Source organism: Streptomyces lincolnensis (assembly GCF_001685355.1).
GTDB lineage: Bacteria > Actinomycetota > Actinomycetes > Streptomycetales > Streptomycetaceae > Streptomyces > Streptomyces lincolnensis.
On the sequence record NZ_CP016438.1, the window covers coordinates 7,031,450 to 7,046,905 of the forward strand.

At 69.5% G+C, this 15,456-nt stretch carries 17 protein-coding genes; 14 read left to right on the top strand and 3 right to left on the bottom strand.

Annotated elements, in window-relative coordinates:
- Window positions 1-66 precede the first annotated feature (66 nt).
- The 6 genes from SLINC_RS31440 to SLINC_RS31465 all read left to right on the top strand — a co-directional run bounded on the left by SLINC_RS31440 (window position 67) and on the right by SLINC_RS31465 (window position 6,954).
- Window positions 67-1,065, top strand: coding sequence for an ABC transporter permease (locus tag SLINC_RS31440; RefSeq protein ID WP_067440093.1), 999 nt, complete (start codon window positions 67-69; stop codon window positions 1,063-1,065).
- Window positions 1,066-1,107: 42 nt separating this feature from the next.
- Window positions 1,108-2,844, top strand: a complete 1,737-nt coding sequence (locus tag SLINC_RS31445) for an ABC transporter substrate-binding protein (protein ID WP_225988305.1) — start codon at window positions 1,108-1,110, stop codon at window positions 2,842-2,844.
- A gap of 92 nt (window positions 2,845-2,936) precedes the next feature.
- A complete protein-coding gene (locus tag SLINC_RS31450; RefSeq protein WP_067440100.1) occupies window positions 2,937-3,947 on the top strand; it encodes an ABC transporter permease in 1,011 nt (336 codons plus the stop codon).
- The gene (locus SLINC_RS31455; RefSeq protein WP_067440103.1) at window positions 3,944-5,026 is read left to right on the top strand and encodes an ABC transporter ATP-binding protein; all 1,083 of its coding nucleotides are present in this window, start codon (window positions 3,944-3,946) and stop codon (window positions 5,024-5,026) included. Before SLINC_RS31450 ends, SLINC_RS31455 begins: the two co-directional genes overlap by 4 nt.
- On the top strand, window positions 5,023-6,234 hold the full coding sequence (locus SLINC_RS31460) for an ABC transporter ATP-binding protein (RefSeq protein ID WP_067440106.1): 1,212 nt from the start codon (window positions 5,023-5,025) through the stop codon (window positions 6,232-6,234). The genes SLINC_RS31455 and SLINC_RS31460 overlap by 4 nt, the downstream gene beginning before the upstream one ends.
- Before the next feature lie 63 nt (window positions 6,235-6,297).
- Window positions 6,298-6,954, top strand: a complete 657-nt coding sequence (locus tag SLINC_RS31465) for a trimeric intracellular cation channel family protein (RefSeq protein ID WP_067440109.1) — start codon at window positions 6,298-6,300, stop codon at window positions 6,952-6,954.
- Here the strand turns inward: SLINC_RS31465 and SLINC_RS31470 are convergent.
- Window positions 6,863-8,092: an alpha/beta hydrolase gene (locus SLINC_RS31470; RefSeq protein ID WP_067440112.1), complete on the bottom strand. Its 1,230-nt coding sequence runs from the start codon at window positions 8,090-8,092 to the stop codon at window positions 6,863-6,865. The genes SLINC_RS31465 and SLINC_RS31470 overlap by 92 nt on opposite strands.
- Window positions 8,093-8,228: 136 nt before the next feature.
- On the opposite strand from SLINC_RS31470, the gene SLINC_RS31475 reads away from it, so the two are divergent.
- The 3 genes from SLINC_RS31475 to SLINC_RS48160 all read left to right on the top strand — a co-directional run bounded on the left by SLINC_RS31475 (window position 8,229) and on the right by SLINC_RS48160 (window position 10,552).
- On the top strand, window positions 8,229-9,080 hold the full coding sequence (locus SLINC_RS31475) for a thioesterase family protein (RefSeq protein ID WP_067440116.1): 852 nt from the start codon (window positions 8,229-8,231) through the stop codon (window positions 9,078-9,080).
- Between the two features lie 40 nt (window positions 9,081-9,120).
- On the top strand, window positions 9,121-10,080 hold the full coding sequence (locus SLINC_RS31480; protein WP_067440119.1) for a helix-turn-helix transcriptional regulator: 960 nt from the start codon (window positions 9,121-9,123) through the stop codon (window positions 10,078-10,080).
- A 115-nt stretch (window positions 10,081-10,195) separates the two neighbouring features.
- Window positions 10,196-10,552: a hypothetical protein gene (locus SLINC_RS48160; RefSeq protein ID WP_079164826.1), complete on the top strand. Its 357-nt coding sequence runs from the start codon at window positions 10,196-10,198 to the stop codon at window positions 10,550-10,552.
- A 24-nt stretch (window positions 10,553-10,576) separates the two neighbouring features.
- Here SLINC_RS48160 and SLINC_RS31485 read toward each other — a convergent pair whose 3' ends face one another.
- Window positions 10,577-11,203, bottom strand: a complete 627-nt coding sequence (locus SLINC_RS31485; protein ID WP_067440121.1) for a TetR family transcriptional regulator — start codon at window positions 11,201-11,203, stop codon at window positions 10,577-10,579.
- Between the two features lie 145 nt (window positions 11,204-11,348).
- On the opposite strand from SLINC_RS31485, the gene SLINC_RS48600 reads away from it, so the two are divergent.
- From SLINC_RS48600 to SLINC_RS31500, 4 genes are all read left to right on the top strand, one after another.
- The gene (locus tag SLINC_RS48600) at window positions 11,349-11,516 is read left to right on the top strand and encodes a hypothetical protein (RefSeq protein ID WP_170068285.1); all 168 of its coding nucleotides are present in this window, start codon (window positions 11,349-11,351) and stop codon (window positions 11,514-11,516) included.
- A 51-nt stretch (window positions 11,517-11,567) separates the two neighbouring features.
- Window positions 11,568-11,846 carry a DUF4190 domain-containing protein gene (locus SLINC_RS31490; protein ID WP_067440123.1) on the top strand — a complete coding sequence of 93 codons (279 nt, stop codon included), beginning with the start codon at window positions 11,568-11,570 and terminating at the stop codon, window positions 11,844-11,846.
- 86 nt (window positions 11,847-11,932) lie between these two features.
- On the top strand, window positions 11,933-13,096 hold the full coding sequence (locus tag SLINC_RS31495; RefSeq protein WP_067440126.1) for a cysteine desulfurase family protein: 1,164 nt from the start codon (window positions 11,933-11,935) through the stop codon (window positions 13,094-13,096).
- Window positions 13,097-13,203: 107 nt separating this feature from the next.
- Window positions 13,204-13,578, top strand: a complete 375-nt coding sequence (locus tag SLINC_RS31500; RefSeq protein ID WP_067440129.1) for a DUF1304 domain-containing protein — start codon at window positions 13,204-13,206, stop codon at window positions 13,576-13,578.
- Window positions 13,579-13,582: 4 nt separating this feature from the next.
- On the opposite strand, the gene SLINC_RS31505 is transcribed toward SLINC_RS31500, so the two are convergent.
- Window positions 13,583-14,263: an N-acetylmuramoyl-L-alanine amidase gene (locus tag SLINC_RS31505; RefSeq protein ID WP_067440132.1), complete on the bottom strand. Its 681-nt coding sequence runs from the start codon at window positions 14,261-14,263 to the stop codon at window positions 13,583-13,585.
- A gap of 60 nt (window positions 14,264-14,323) precedes the next feature.
- On the opposite strand from SLINC_RS31505, the gene mnmA reads away from it, so the two are divergent.
- Window positions 14,324-15,454: a tRNA 2-thiouridine(34) synthase MnmA gene (gene mnmA / locus SLINC_RS31510; RefSeq protein WP_067440135.1), complete on the top strand. Its 1,131-nt coding sequence runs from the start codon at window positions 14,324-14,326 to the stop codon at window positions 15,452-15,454.
- Window positions 15,455-15,456: the final 2 nt, after the last annotated feature.

Genomic DNA, 15,456 nt, shown 5'->3' on the forward strand with positions numbered 1-15,456 from the left:
CAAACCACCGCTACCGCGGCAGCCAGGGGGTCGGCGATCGTCGACCCGAGAGGGGTCAATCTCACTGTGACCGCACCGATCGAGACCACCGGGGCGGAGGCCGGAGCACAGCCCGAGGCCGTTCTCGCCGGAGTCAAGAAGAGCCAGATCGAAGGGCGTTCGCTCACCCAGATCGCCTGGACGCGGTTCAAGCGCGACAAGGTGGCCATGGCGGGTGGCGTCGTGGTCGTGCTTCTCGTGCTCATGGCTGTGCTGTCCAAGCCCATCCAGTGGGTGTTCGACCTCGACCCCAACAAGTTCAACCAGGACCTGATCGACCCCGCGCTGCTCGCCCCCAAGGGCGGCTGGGGCGGCATGAGCTGGGACCACCCGCTCGGCGTCGATCCGCAGTACGGCCGCGACATGCTCGCCCGGATCATCGACGGATCCTGGGTCTCGCTGCTGGTCGCGGGCGGTGCCACGATGCTGTCGGTGGTGATCGGCACGGTGCTCGGCGTCGTGGCCGGCTACTACGGCGGATGGATCGACAGCATCATCAGCAGGATGATGGACACCTTCCTGGCGTTCCCCCTGCTGCTGTTCGCCATCTCCATCTCCGCCTCGGTGCAGGACGGTTTCTTCGGGCTCGACGGACTCGCGCTGCGCATCTGCGTGCTGATCTTCGTGATCGGCTTCTTCAGCTGGCCGTACATCGGCCGTATCGTCCGCGCGCAGACCATGACGCTGCGCAAGCGGGAGTTCATCGAAGCCGCCACGAGCCTCGGTGCGCGCGGACCGTACATCCTCTTCCGGGAGCTGCTCCCGAACCTCGTCGCACCGATCCTCGTGTACTCGACGCTGATCATCCCGACGAACATCCTCTTCGAGGCCGCGCTGAGCTTCCTCGGAGTCGGTATCGCTCCGCCGCAGGCCTCCTGGGGAGGCATGCTCAGCAACGCTGTGGATCTCTACACCGCTGATCCTCAGTACATGTTCGTGCCCGGACTGGCGATTTTCATCACCGTCCTGGCCTTCAACCTGCTGGGTGACGGGCTGCGTGACGCCCTCGACCCTCGCAGCAAGTGATCCATCGATAGAGAGGGCTTTCCTCAGGTGAAGACGAGAAGGGTGACCGCCGCTGTGGCGTCGGTCCTGGCACTCTCGCTGGGTGCTGCCGCATGTGGCGGCGGGGACAACAACAACGACGACAACGGAGGCAACGGCGCGAAGGACGCGGCGCTCACCTCTGTCGTCAACGCGTCGAGCAAGAAGGGAGGAACGCTCAGCCTGGAACACTCCGACGTGCCGGACTCGCTGGACGGTGGCAACACCTACTACGGCTGGGTGCAGAACTTCTCCCGTCTCTACGGGCGCACGCTCACCTCCTTCAAGCCGGCCGCCGGCAAGGAAGGCCTGGAGATCGTCCCGGACCTCGCGGAGTCCCTGGGCAAGCCCAGCGCCGACGCCAAGTCATGGACGTACAAGCTGCGCAAGGGCGTCAAGTTCCAGGACGGCACGCCGATCACGTCCAAGGACGTCAAGTACGCCATCGAGCGCTCCAACTTCGCGCCCGAGGCCCTCTCCAACGGGCCGACGTACTTCAAGGCGTACCTGGTGGGCGGCGACAAGTACCAGGGTCCCTACAAGGACAAGTCGGCCGAGGGTCTGAAGTCCATCGAGACGCCGGACGACCAGACGATCATCTTCAAGCTGAAGCAGCCGTTCGCGGACTTCGACTACCTGGCGACGTTCTCGCAGACGGCTCCGGTGCCGAAGGCCAAGGACACCGGCGCGAAGTACGTGCAGAACATCGTGTCCTCCGGCCCGTACCAGTTCCAGTCCTACGAGGAGGGTCGCGGCGCCACCCTGGTGCGCAACCCGCAGTGGGACCAGAAGACGGACTCGATCCGCAAGGCACTGCCGGACAAGGTCACGATCAAGTTCAAGGTCAACCCGGTCACGGTCGACAACGACCTGCTGTCCGACAAGATCACGGTCGACGCGGCCGGCACGGGTGTGCAGCCGCAGACCCAGCCCAAGGTGCTGGCCGGCCCCAACGCCAAGCAGACGGACAACTCGTACGCCGGCGCGACGCAGTACATCGCGCTGAACGTCAACGTGAAGCCGTTCGACAACGTGCACTGCCGCAAGGCCGTGCAGTGGGGTCTGAACAAGCAGTCCATCATCGACGCGATGGGCGGCTCGCCCAAGGGTGACGTGGCGACCACGCTGCTGCCGCCGTCCGTCAACGGCTACACCAAGTTCGACACGTACCCGAGCGAGGGTCACAAGGGCGACGCGGCCAAGGCCAAGGAAGAGCTGAAGGCGTGCGGCAAGCCGAACGGCTTCTCCACGATCCTGACCGCCCGTTCCGACCGTCCCGCCGAGATCGCCGCCGCGACCGCCATCCAGGCGTCGCTGAAGAGCATCGGCATCAACATCGAGATCAAGCAGTTCCCCTCCGGCAAGTACTTCTCCAACTTCGCCGGTGTCCCGAGCTACGTCCACCAGAACAAGCTCGGCATGCTCTCGATGGCCTGGGGCGCCGACTGGCCGACCGGCTACGGCTTCCTCGACCAGATCATCAACGGTGCCGCCATCAAGCCCTCCGGCGGCAACAACCTGATGGAACTGAACGACCCGAAGATCAACAAGGCCCTGACGGACGCGATCGCCAACACCGACGACGCGGCCCGCACCAAGGCCTGGGGCGACATCGACAAGATGGTGCTGGACAACGCCTCCGTCGTCCCGCTCGTCTACCGCAAGAACCTGCTGCTCAGGCCGAAGTCGGCGACCAACGTCACGGTCACGCAGGCGTACCTCGGCATGTACGACTACCTGCTGATGAGCTCCTCCAAATAACACCGGCAGGCCTTATTCCCTGAAAGGCAGGTGAAGGCACCGGGTGGCCGGGGCGGACACTCTCCGCCCCGGCCACCCGGAGCCGTACAGCTGTGGCTGCGTACATCCTCCGACGCGTCATGGGCGCGGTGCTGTTGCTGCTGGTGGTCAGCGCAGTCACCTTCTCGATCTTCTTCCTGGTCCCCAAGCTGGGCGGCCAGACGGCCGACCAGCTGGCAACGCAGTACGTCGGCAAGGACGCCAACCCGGAGTCCGTGGCCGCCATCAAGAAGAACCTGGGCCTCGACCAGCCCATCGCGATCCAGTACTGGGACTACGTCAAGGGCCTCGTGGTCGGCGCCGACTACAAGTTCGGCCCCGACGCCACCCGTTGCGAAGCCCCCTGCTTCGGGTACTCCTTCAAGAGCCATATCGAGGTGTGGCCCCAGCTCCAGGAGCGGATCCCGGTCTCCTTCTCGCTGGCCATCGGTGCCGCGGCGATCTGGCTGATCTTCGGTGTCACCACCGGTGTGATCTCCGCCCTGCGCAAGGGCAAGCCGGTCGACCGCATCGCGATGTTCATCGCCCTGGCCGGCGTCTCGCTCCCGATCTTCTTCACCGGCCAGGTCCTCAGCGCCCTGTTCGTGTACGAGGTCCCCATCTGGGAGAGCATCGACTACGTCCCGTTCACCCAGAACCCGGCCGAATGGGCCTGGCATCTGCTGCTGCCCTGGATCAGCCTCGCCTTCCTCTTCTCCGCGCTGTACGCAAGGCTCACCCGGGCAGGCATGCTGGAGACGATGGGCGAGGACTACATCAGGACGGCCCGGGCCAAGGGACTCAGGGAGACCACGGTCGTGGCCAAGCACGGCCTGCGGGCCGCGCTGACCCCGATCGTCACCATCTTCGGCATGGACTTCGGCACCCTCGTCGGTTCCGCGGTGCTCACCGAGACCGTGTTCTCGTTGCAGGGCATCGGCGCCTACGCCGTGCAGTCCATCAAGGACAACGACCTGCCCATCGTCATGGGCGTGACCCTGGTCGCCGCCTTCTTCATCGTCTTCTGCAATCTCATCGTCGACCTGGTGTACGCAGCCATCGACCCCCGGGTGAGGTACTCGTGAGCAAGCCCGTCAAAGCCGCGCTCGGCGAACCGGCCGGCGTCGCCCCGTCCGACGCGGACGACGCGTTCCTGTCCGTACGCGATCTGCGCATCCACTTCCAGACGGACGACGGCCTGGTCAAGTCCGTGGACGGCGTCAGTTTCGACGTACGGCGGGGCAAGACCCTCGGCATCGTCGGCGAGTCGGGTTCCGGCAAGTCCGTGACCTCGCTCGGCGTCATGGGCCTGCACCGCTCGGCCAACGCCAAGGTCTCCGGTGAGGTGTGGCTGGACGGCCAGGAGCTGATCGCCGCGAACCCCGACGAGGTACGACGGCTGCGCGGCCGCAAGATGGCGATGATCTTCCAGGACCCGCTGTCGGCCATGCACCCGTACTACTCGGTCGGCCAGCAGATCGTCGAGGCGTACCGCGTCCACCACGACGTCAGCAAGAAGGTGGCCAAGCAGCGCGCCGTCGAGATGCTGGACCGGGTCGGCATCCCGGAGCCCAACAAGCGGGTGGACGGCTATCCGCACGAGTTCTCCGGCGGTATGCGCCAGCGCGCGATGATCGCCATGGCGCTGGTGAACAACCCCGAACTGCTCATCGCGGACGAGCCGACCACCGCCCTGGACGTCACCGTGCAGGCGCAGATCCTCGACCTGATCCGGGACCTCCAGAAGGAGTTCGGGTCCGCGGTCATCATGATCACCCATGACCTGGGCGTCGTCGCCGAGATGGCCGACGACCTGCTGGTCATGTACGGCGGACGCTGTGTGGAGCGCGGCCCGGCCGAGTCGGTGTTCTCCGAGCCCCGCCACCCCTACACCTGGGGCCTGCTCGGCTCGATGCCGCGACTGGACCGGGAGGAGACCGACCGGCTCATCCCGATCAAGGGATCCCCGCCCTCGCTGATCAACCTCCCCGAGGGCTGCTCCTTCAACCCGCGCTGTCCGTACGCCGACATCCCCAAGGACAACGTCACCCGCACGGTCCGTCCCGAGCTCACCGAGGTCGGCGGCCGGCACTGGGCCGCCTGCCACATGACGCAGGAGCAGCGGGAGCGGATCTGGACCGAAGAGATTGCGCCGAAGCTGTGAGCGAGAACCCGAAGGACGCGGCAGTGACCACCCCTGCGCAGAGTGCCGGTACTCAGCTCACCAAGGACGCCGGACCCGGTGAGGTCCTGCTGAAGGTGACCGGGCTCCAGAAACACTTCCCGATCCGAAAAGGCCTGCTCCAGCGGCAGGTCGGCGCGGTCCGTGCCGTCGACGGCATCGACTTCGAGGTCAGGGCGGGCGAAACCCTCGGTGTCGTGGGCGAGTCCGGCTGCGGCAAGTCGACGATGGGCCGGCTGATCACCCGGCTGCTGGAGCCGACCGCGGGCACGGTCGAGTTCCAGGGCAAGGACATCACGCACCTCGACGCGGGCGGGATGCGCCCGATGCGCCGCGATGTGCAGATGATCTTCCAGGACCCGTACTCCTCGCTGAACCCCCGCCACACCGTCGGCACCATCGTCGGTGCCCCCTTCAGGCTCCAGGGCGTCCAGCCCGAGGGCGGCGTCAAGAAGGAGGTGCAGCGGATCCTGTCGGTGGTCGGCCTCAACCCCGAGCACTACAACCGCTATCCGCACGAGTTCTCCGGCGGTCAGCGCCAGCGCATCGGCATCGCCCGCGCGCTCGCGCTCAACCCCAAGCTGGTGGTGGCGGACGAGCCGGTCTCCGCGCTGGACGTGTCGATCCAGGCGCAGGTGGTGAACCTGCTGGACGACCTCCAGCAGGAACTCGGCCTGACCTACGTGATCATCGCGCACGACCTCTCGGTCGTCCGGCACGTCTCGGACCGGATCGCGGTGATGTACCTCGGCAAGATCGTCGAGCTGGCCGACCGCGAGTCGCTGTACAAGGCGCCGATGCACCCGTACACCAAGGCGCTGATGTCGGCCGTGCCGATCCCGGACCCCAAGCGCCGGGGCGTCAAGAGCGACCGCATCCTGCTCAAGGGCGACGTGCCCTCGCCGATCTCCCCGCCGAGCGGCTGCCGGTTCCACACCCGGTGCTGGAAGGCGACGGAGATCTGCAAGACCACCGAGCCGCAGCTCGTGGAGCTGAAGCCCGGACAGCGGGTCGCCTGCCACCACCCGGAGAACTTCGAGGACCAGGCCCCGCAGGAGACGGTCCTGCTCTCCGCCGCCAAGGAGGCGGCGGAGCTGGTGCCGGAAGCCGTGCTGGAGGAGTCGGCGGAGACGTCGGCGGCGGTCGCGGCCGAGGTTGCCGAAGCTCCCCAGGACACCGACGACAAGTAAGTGAACCTGAGCCCCTGCCTTGCAATGTAAGGCAGGGGCTCAGTGCTGGGTGAGAATGTCAGGGTGTTCCAGCAACTGTTCAGCCCCTCCGTCCAGCACACGCTCGACCTCGTCGGCATCTTCGTCTTCGCCATCTCCGGCGCGCTGCTGGCCGTCCGCAAGAACTTCGACGTCTTCGGCATCGCCGTCCTCGCCGAGGTCACCGCGCTGGGCGGAGGCCTGTTCCGGGACCTGGTCATCGGGGCCGTGCCGCCGGCCGCCTTCACCGACCTCGGCTACTTCGTCACCCCGCTGCTCGCCGCCCTCCTGGTCGTCTTCCTGCACCCGCAGGTCGAACGCATCCAGGCCGGCGTGAACGTCTTCGACGCGGCCGGCCTCGGCCTGTTCTGCGTCGCCGGGACGACGAAGGCGTACGAGTACGGCCTCGGCCTGACCCAGTCGGTGACGCTCGGCCTCGCCACCGCCGTCGGCGGAGGTGTGCTGCGGGACGTGCTGGCCAACGAGGTGCCCTCACTGCTGCGCTGGGACCGCGACCTGTACGCGGTCCCGGCGATCGTCGGCGCCACCATGGTCGCCCTGTGCATCCGCTACGACGCCCTCACCCCGCTGACCAGCGCGTTCGCGGCGCTCACCGCCTTCGTGCTGCGGTTGCTCGCGATGCGGTTCCACTGGCGAGCTCCGCGGGCGTGGAACCGGCGTTCGACCGTGCGTGAGGAGTAGCGCCGGCCCGTCCGTGCAGCAGCCCCATCTCCTCGGTCAGCCACTGGAACGCCGGGACGACCTGCGGCCGCCACAGGGCCATGTTGTGGCCGCCCGCGCTCTTCGGGATGAAGACGACGTGCACGGTCGTCGGAGCCTTCGCGATCTGCCCGAGGGCCGCGCCCGCCTCGTAGCCGTCGCCCGGCTGACCGGACTGGTAGAGCGCGATCGCGGGCGGGGTGCGGGCCTCGCGCAGCAGCACGTAGGGGTTGTTGGCGCGGCGCAGGGCGGGGGTCTCGGAGGCCAGTGAGTTGCGCTCGCCGATCGGGTCGTTGTAGCCGGACATGCTGACCGCGGCCCGGTAGCGGTCGGGGTGGGCGACGGCCAGCTTCGTCGCGCAGTGCCCGCCCGCCGAGTAGCCGGCCGCCGCCCAGCCGGTCGGCGCGGGCTGGGCGCGGAAGTTGTCCATGACCATCTTCGGCACGTCGACGCTGAGCCAGGTGTCGGCGTTCACCGTGCCCGTGATGTTGGCGCAGCCGGTGTCCACCCCGGCCAGCAGGTTCATGCGCGGGGCGACCAGGATGAACGGCGCCACCCGGCCCTCGCGCATCAGCGGCCGCAGCTGCTTCACCGCGTGCAGCGACCCGAACCAGGCCTTGGCCGAGCCGGGGTAGCCCGACAGCAGCTCCACCACCGGGAATCTGTAGTGCCGGTAGGCGGGCTCGTGGTACTGCGGCGGCAGCCAGACGTAGACCTCGGCGTTCACGCCCGAGACCCGGCCCTTGAGCTGGGTGATCCGTACCCCGTCGGACGCGGGCATCCCGGGCCCCCGGGCCTCGGTGAACGTCTGCCGGACCTTGGGCAGCCGCTCCAGCGCTATCCCGCCGGTGCCGTCGGCGCCCAGGTTGGCGGCGTGCTGCACATGGTCGCCCGTGCCGAGCAGGTCGGCCCAGTTGTCGTAGAGGTTGTTCTGGTTGTTGACCAGGACGAAGACCAACGCGACGGCCGTGCCCTGGGCGAACAGCAGCATCAGCCCACGGCCGGCGGCCCGCACGATCCTGGGGCCCCGCAGGCGTGACCACAGCGCGAAGGGCAGGACCACGGCGACGAGCACCAGCACGATCAGGGTGTAGAGGAACGAACTCCCGGTGAGGCTCATGCCCCTACAGAGGGATACCGGGGGCTCCAGGTTGACGGGAGGATGCGGACACTTACCGAGAAATTTCCCGTTCCTCACCCAGACGGCGAGTGGAGGAAAGCTACCGCTTAGTAACAGGATGATGTACCGTTCACCCATGCCAGAAGCAGCTACCGTGCGCGCCACCATCGGCGACAGTGAGTTCGACCGGGACACCGCGGTCGTCCGCCGGGCCCCCGGGGTCTACGACATCGACCTCTCCGCGGGCTGGACCATCATCAGCGCCGTCAACGGCGGCTATCTGCTGGCCGTACTCGGCCGCGCCCTCGCCGACGCCCTGCCGCACGCCGACCCGTTCACGATCTCGGCGCACTACCTCACGGCCTCCCACCCCGGCCCCGCGGTCGTCCGCACCGACGTCGTCCGCACCGGCCGCACCCTCTCCACCGGCCAGGCCTCCCTCTTCCAGTACGACGACCAGGGCCGCGAGATCGAACGGATCCGCGTCCTCGCCTCCTACGGCGACCTGGACTCGCTGCCGGACGACGTCCGCACGACGGCGAAGCCGCCCGCGATGCCGCCCATGGACCAGTGCTTCGGCCCTGAGGACGGCCCCGCCCCGGTCGACGGCAGCTCCGCCATCACCGACCGCCTGATGCTCAAGCTCGACCCCTCCACCCTGGGCTGGGCCCTCGGCGCCCCCTCCGGCAAGGGCGAGATGCGCTCCTGGTTCGGCCTCGCCGACGGCCGCGACGCCGACCCCTTCTCGCTGCTCCTCGCGGTCGACGCGCTTCCGCCGACCGCCTTCGAGCTCGGCCTGAAGGGCTGGGTGCCCACGATCGAACTCACCGTCCACGTCCGCTGCCGCCCCGCCCCGGGCCCGCTCCGCGTCTCCATCACCACGCGCAACCTCGCCGGCGGCTTCCTGGAGGAGGACGCGGAGGTGTGGGACACGGAGGACCGTTTGGTGGCCCAGTCGAGGCAGCTGGCACGCGTGAGACTGGGCTGAGAAGAGCCCCCTCGGGGGCGCACCCCTCTAGCGTGACCCCGTGAAGTCCGACCGCCTCCTGTCGATCCTGCTGCTTCTACAGACCCGCGGCAGAATCACCGCCCCTGAACTGGCCGAGCGGCTGGAGGTCTCGGTACGCACCATTTACCGCGACATCGAGGCCCTCTCGACAGCCGGCGTCCCCGTCTACGCCGAGCGCGGGCGGTACGGGGGAATCGAACTGCTCGCCGGCTTCCGTACGGACGTCACCGGTCTCACCGCCGACGAGTCCCGCGCCCTGTTCATCCTGGCCGCCCAGGGCGCACACACGGCCCTCGGCCTGGACGCGGCCCTCGGCTCGGCCCTGCGCAAGGTGATGGCCGCGCTCCCGGCCCCGCACCGCCCGGCCGCCGAGGTGACGTCGCGCCGCATCCTGGTCGACGCCACGCGGTGGAAGGGCGGGCCCGGGAAGACGGTGGACCTGGACGTCCTCCAGGACGCCGTCTTCGCCGACCGGCGCCTCAGGCTCCGCTACCGGCACAGCGGCGAACCGGAGACGAGGACGTACACCGTCGACCCCTACGGCCTCGTCGCCAAGGCCGGTGTCTGGTACCTGGTCGCCGACCGGCGGGCGAGACCGCGGCTCTTCCGCGCCGACCGGATCCGGTCGGCCACCCTCCTCACGGACCCGGTGAAACGCCGCCCCGGCGTCGAACTCGCCGACGCCTGGGAAGTACTGCGCCGCCAGGTCGAGGAACGCCCCGGCGGACTCGACGTCACCGTCCGCGTCCGCCGCGACCGCCTCGACATGTTCCTGCGCATGAACGCCGCGTACCTCACCGAACTCCCCGAGGACGACGGCACCGACGCGTGGGTGACCGCGCGACTGTCGTACGGCTTCCTCCGCGAGACCCGCCAACTGCTCGCCTTCTCCGACCGCGTGGAGGTGATCGCGCCCCAGGAGGTGCGCGCGGAACTGGCCCGGGCGGCCGCCTCCGTCACGGAGCTGTACGGCTTTTAGGCGCGCTTTGCCGTGCGCACAGGTGAGGAACAGGCCGGTCCCGAAGAAGCCCTAAGGGGCGTTGGTTGAGTGCACGGCCTCAGGTTCTTTCTCATCCATCTTGGAGTTGTTCCTCATGAAGCGTGTGCGTCTCGTCCCCGCGGTGGTCCTGCTGGCGCTCTCACCCCTCGCCCTGGCGGCCTGCGGCTCGGGTGACTCCTCGTCGTCCCCGAACGGCGGCGGCTCCGGTCAGCAGCAGACCTGTCAGCAGCCGTCCGGGGCGCCGTCGGGCGCTCCCACCGGCAACGCGAGTGCCAAGCCGTCGGGTGCTCCCTCGGGCGCTCCGTCCGGTGCTCCTTCGGGCGCGCCGAGTGGTGCCCCCAGCGGGGGCCAGGGTGGTGGCCAGGGCGGCGGTCCCGGTGGCGGCTGTGGCGGTGCGGGCGGCGGCGCGGCCCCGAGTGGTGCCCCCGCCCCGCAGGCGACCAAGGGCTGACCCCTTCAGCCCAGTTCGTCCAGTTCAGTCCAGCCAGTGACGCCGGCCGATGCTGATCAGCCGCATCTGACGCTCCGCCACCTGCGCGACCCGCTCCCGCTCCTCCTCCGGGGCCTGAAGCGTCTCCAGGAACAGCGAGGCCGTGATCAGCATCTGGTCGACGTAGAGATTGGCGAGCATCAGCAGGTCGTCGTCGTTCCAGCCGGCCGACTCGGGGTCCTTGGCCAGCTCCGCCTTCACCTCCTCGCCGAACCGGGCCAGTTGGTCCCGTATCGCCTCCCGGACCGGCTCGACCCCGCCATGTCGTTCGCGGGCGATGAACCGGACATGTGCGGGGTACCCCTCCACATGGCGGGCGATCAACTCGATGGCGCGCGTGATGCGTTGGTTGCCGTTGTCCGCCGTGGACACCGTCGTCCGGATCATCGGGTGCAGGCTGCCCAGCGCCTCCTCGACCAGGGCCACGCCGAGGTCCGCGATGGAGCGGAAGTGCCGGTAGAAGGCCGTGGGGGCGACGCCGACGGCACGCGTGACCTCGCGCAGGCCGAGGCTGCTCAGGCTCTGCCCCTCCAGCAGTCCCAACGCCGCGTCCAGGAGCGACTGTCGGGTCTTCTGTTTCTGGGCCTGTCGGATGCCGAGGGTGTGACTCATGTCATCCAGTTAACAACTGTTCTCCGTAATTGAAAAGCCGTAGGGCGCGCTAGACTCTGGAGTCAGTGAACAAGTGTTACTACAACTGTTCACCCAACCGTAACGAGAGCCATCTCGTCGACATGTTCGGAGGGGGATCCGTCCCATGCTGTTCCTCGTCGCCGCACTCATGCTGCTCGGTGTCGTCCTGGGCACCGTCGCCCACGCGCCGCTCACCTTCACCGTCGTCGCCGCCGCGGTCATCGCCGCCTGGCTCGGCGTCTTCGCGATCCGCGAGCGCCTCGGCCGCCGTCGCGGCCCGTCCACCAACTGACCGCCCGTCGTCCGGCTCGTCCCCCTCGCGACTTCCAGGAGCTGATCCGTCATGCAACTCACCGCCCCGGCCACCCGCCGCAACGCCCCCGCCAACCCCACCCGCGACGCCGACGGCATGGCCGTCGCCTCCTTCATCCTCGGCCTCTTGGGTCTCCTGGTCCTCAACATCTTCCTCGGCCCCGTCGCCATCGTCCTGGCCTCCGTCGCCCTGTGGCGCGGCACGGCCCGCAAGGGCCGCGCCTACCTGGGCCTGGGCCTCGGCATCGCGGACCTGGTGGTCCTGGTGACGTTCATGCAGATGGACAGCACGGTGTCCTGGGGGCTCTAGAGGCACCCGCACCGGGCGCGGCCCGTCGGCCAAGGCGTACGGCGGCCGAAGCCACCCCGCGGACGGCCCGTAGAATCGGCGTCACCATGGCATACCTCGACCACGCCGCGACCACCCCGATGCTCCCCGAGGCAGTCGAGGCACTCACCGCGCACCTGAGCACCACCGGCAACGCCTCCTCCCTCCACGCGTCCGGCCGCGCGGCCCGCCGCACGGTCGAGGAATCCCGCGAGACCCTCGCGGAGGCGCTCGGCGCCCGCCCCAGCGAGGTCGTGTTCACCTCCGGCGGCACCGAGGCCGACAACCTCGCCGTCAAGGGCCTGTACTGGTCCCGCCGCGACGCCGACCCGGCCCGCACCCGGGTCCTCGCCAGCCCCGTCGAGCACCACGCCGTCCTGGACGCCGTCCACTGGCTGGGTGAACACGAGGGCGCCACGGTCGAGTACCTCCCCGTCGACCGGTACGGCCGAGTCCACCCCGAGGCACTGCGCGAGGCCATCGCCCGCAACCCCGACGACGTGGCCCTGGCCACCGTCATGTGGGCGAACAACGAGATCGGCACGGTCCTGCCGGTCCGCGAACTCGCCGCCACCGCCGCCGAGTTCGGTGTCCCGCTGCACGCCGACGCCGTCCAGGCCTTCGGCCAGATCCCCGTCGACTTCGCCGACTCCGGCCTCGCCGCGATGACCGTCTCCGGCCACAAGATCGGCGGCCCCTACGGCATCGGCGCCCTCCTCCTGGGCCGCGAGCACACCCCCGTCCCCGTCCTGCACGGCGGCGGCCAGGAACGGCACGTCCGCTCCGGAACCCTCGACATCCCCGCGATCGCCTCCTTCGCCGTCGCCGGCCGGCTGGCCGCCGAGCAGCGCGAGTGGTTCGCCCGGGAGATCGGCGCCCTGCGCGACGCCCTGATCGAGGCGGTCCGTACGGCGGTCCCCGACGCCATCCTCGGCGGCGACCCGGTCGACCGCCTCCCCGCCAACGCCCACTTCACCTTCCCCGGCTGCGAGGGCGACTCCCTGCTCCTCCTCCTGGACGCCCAGGGCATCGAGTGCTCCACCGGCTCCGCCTGCACGGCCGGCGTCGCCCAGCCCAGCCACGTCCTGCTGGCCACCGGCACCGACCCGGACCTGGCCCGCGGCACCCTCCGCTTCTCCCTCGGCCACACCTCCACCGAGGCCGACGTCGAAGCCGTCGCGAAGGCCATCGGCCCGGCGGTGGAACGGGCGCGGGCGGCGGGCCTGACGTAAGGGCCGCTACGCAGCGCAGGAACCCTGCGGAGCGCAGGACCCCGGGGCGTGCGCGACTCGATGCGCACGCCCTTGCCGATGTCCGGACAACGGCGGACACTCCGGACGTGAACACCGTCACCCAGGGCTTCGCCCTACTCGCGGCCCTGATCCACCTCGTCGTGGGCACGCTGGAGCGCTTCTTCTACGGCCGCCCGGCCATCCGCGTCTTCCTGACCACCTCGCCCGCCGACGCCCCCGAGGTGACGCTGTGGCGCTCGGGCGTCGCCGTCTACAACATCCTGCTCGGCCTGGGCCTGATCGCCGGCGTCGTCGCCCTGCACACCGGGGACGCCGCCGTCGGCCGTACGCTGACCGTCTGCTTCTGCGCGTTCCTCGTGGTGTCCGCGGTGGTGTTCCTCGTCTCCTTCCCCCGGCTGTGGAGGGGAGCGCTCGGCCAGGGACTCGCGCCCGCCGTCGCTCTCGTCGCGGCCGTGTTCTGACCGGTCAGGTCCGGGAGGCCGCCACCGCCGTACGGGCCTGTGTGACGAGCTTCATGTACCGGTCCCAGTCCCAGTGCTCGCCCGGGTCGGTGTGGTCGGTGCCCGGTACCTCGACATGGCCGAGGATGTGCTCGCGGTCGACCGGGATGTCGTAGCGGGCGCAGACGCGGGCCGTGAGGCGGGCCGAGGCCTCGTACATCTCGTCCGTGAAGTCCTCGGGGCGGTCGACGAAGCCCTCGTGCTCGATGCCGACACTGCGTTCGTTGTAGTCGCGGTTGCCCGCGTGGTACGCCACGTCCAGTTCGCGGATCATCTGCGTGACGTGCCCGTCCTTGCGGACGATGTAGTGCGCGGCCGCGCCGTGTCCCGGGTCCTGGAAGACCTTGACCGCGCTGTCGAAGCTGCCCTGGGTGACATGGATGATCACCATGTCTATGCCGTAGTCGTCGGGGCGGTCCGCGAGCCGCCAGTTCGCGTCGGACGCGGCCACCCAGCGCGCACCGGCGTAGTCGACCTCGCCCTCCTTGCGCGGCTTGCGCACGCCGGGCGCGCGGTACCACAGCCGCGCCAGCTCGTCCCGGGCCAGCACGGCCGAGCCCACCGCGGCGGCCGTCCCGCCGATCAGCAGGGCCCGCCGCCCGATCCGCCGGTCGGCGTCCTTGTCCTTGGCTCGTCTCGCGCCCATGTGATCCTGAACGGATACTCGTGGGCTCCGGTTCCCGAGCGCCCTTACCCTTGAAGGGTTATGACTGACACCACGCAGCCCACCCGTCCTCTTCGCGTCCTCGCCGCCATGTCCGGCGGGGTCGATTCCGCCGTCGCCGCCGCCCGCGCGGCCGAGGCGGGACACGACGTGACCGGCGTCCACCTCGCCCTCTCGGCGAACCCGCAATCCTTCCGCACGGGCGCGCGTGGCTGTTGCACCATCGAGGACTCCCGCGACGCCCGCCGCGCCGCCGACGTCATCGGCATCCCGTTCTACGTCTGGGACCTCGCCGACCGCTTCCGCGAGGACGTGGTCGAGGACTTCGTCGCCGAGTACGAGGCCGGCCGCACCCCCAACCCCTGTCTGCGCTGCAACGAGAAGATCAAGTTCGCCGCCCTGCTCGACAAGGCCCTCGCCCTCGGCTTCGACGCGGTCTGCACGGGCCACTACGCCCAGGTGATCGTCCGCGAGGACGGCTCCCGCGAACTGCACCGCGCCTCCGACATGGCGAAGGACCAGTCGTACGTCCTCGGCGTGCTCGACGAGAAGCAGCTGGCGCACGCCCTCTTCCCGCTGGGCGACACGGTGACGACCAAGGACGAGATCCGCGCGGAGGCCGAGCGCCGGGGCCTGGCGGTCGCCAAGAAGCCCGACTCGCACGACATCTGCTTCATCGCCGACGGCGACACCCAGGGCTTCCTGGCACACCGTCTGGGCAAGGCCGAGGGCGACATCGTCGACGAGTCCGGAGCGAAGGTCGGCACCCACGAGGGCGCGTACGGCTTCACCATCGGCCAGCGCAAGGGACTGCGCATCGGCACCCCGGCCGCCGACGGCAAGCCGCGCTACGTCCTCGACATCTCCCCGGTCGACAACACCGTCACGGTCGGCCCGGTCGCCGCCCTGGACGTCAACGGCCTCACGGCGATCAGGCCGCGCTGGTGCGGAGCCGCCCCGAGCGGCCCCGGCACCTACACCGCCCAGCTCCGCGCCCACGGCGACGAGACCGAGGTCACCGCCGAACTGGTCGACGGTGAACTCCGGGTCTCCTTCACCGAGCCGGTCCGCGGCGTGGCCCCGGGCCAGGCCGTCGTGCTCTACGACGGCACGCGCGTCGTCGGCTCGGCGACCATCGCGACCACGGTGCGGGCGACGGCCGACGTGGGCTGAGC

Excerpts from the sequence above, each read along its gene's own strand:
- SLINC_RS31485 (WP_067440121.1), bottom strand. The coding sequence starts at position 11,203 with ATGAGTCACACCCTCGGCATCCGACAGGCCCAGAAACAGAAGACCCGA.
- SLINC_RS31475 (WP_067440116.1), top strand. The coding sequence starts at position 8,229 with ATGCCAGAAGCAGCTACCGTGCGCGCCACCATCGGCGACAGTGAGTTC.
- SLINC_RS31495 (WP_067440126.1), top strand. The coding sequence starts at position 11,933 with ATGGCATACCTCGACCACGCCGCGACCACCCCGATGCTCCCCGAGGCA.
- SLINC_RS31470 (WP_067440112.1), bottom strand. The coding sequence starts at position 8,092 with ATGAGCCTCACCGGGAGTTCGTTCCTCTACACCCTGATCGTGCTGGTG.
- SLINC_RS31505 (WP_067440132.1), bottom strand. The coding sequence starts at position 14,263 with ATGGGCGCGAGACGAGCCAAGGACAAGGACGCCGACCGGCGGATCGGG.
- SLINC_RS48600 (WP_170068285.1), top strand. The coding sequence starts at position 11,349 with ATGCTGTTCCTCGTCGCCGCACTCATGCTGCTCGGTGTCGTCCTGGGC.
- mnmA (WP_067440135.1), top strand. The coding sequence starts at position 14,324 with ATGACTGACACCACGCAGCCCACCCGTCCTCTTCGCGTCCTCGCCGCC.
- SLINC_RS48160 (WP_079164826.1), top strand. The coding sequence starts at position 10,196 with ATGAAGCGTGTGCGTCTCGTCCCCGCGGTGGTCCTGCTGGCGCTCTCA.
- SLINC_RS31490 (WP_067440123.1), top strand. The coding sequence starts at position 11,568 with ATGCAACTCACCGCCCCGGCCACCCGCCGCAACGCCCCCGCCAACCCC.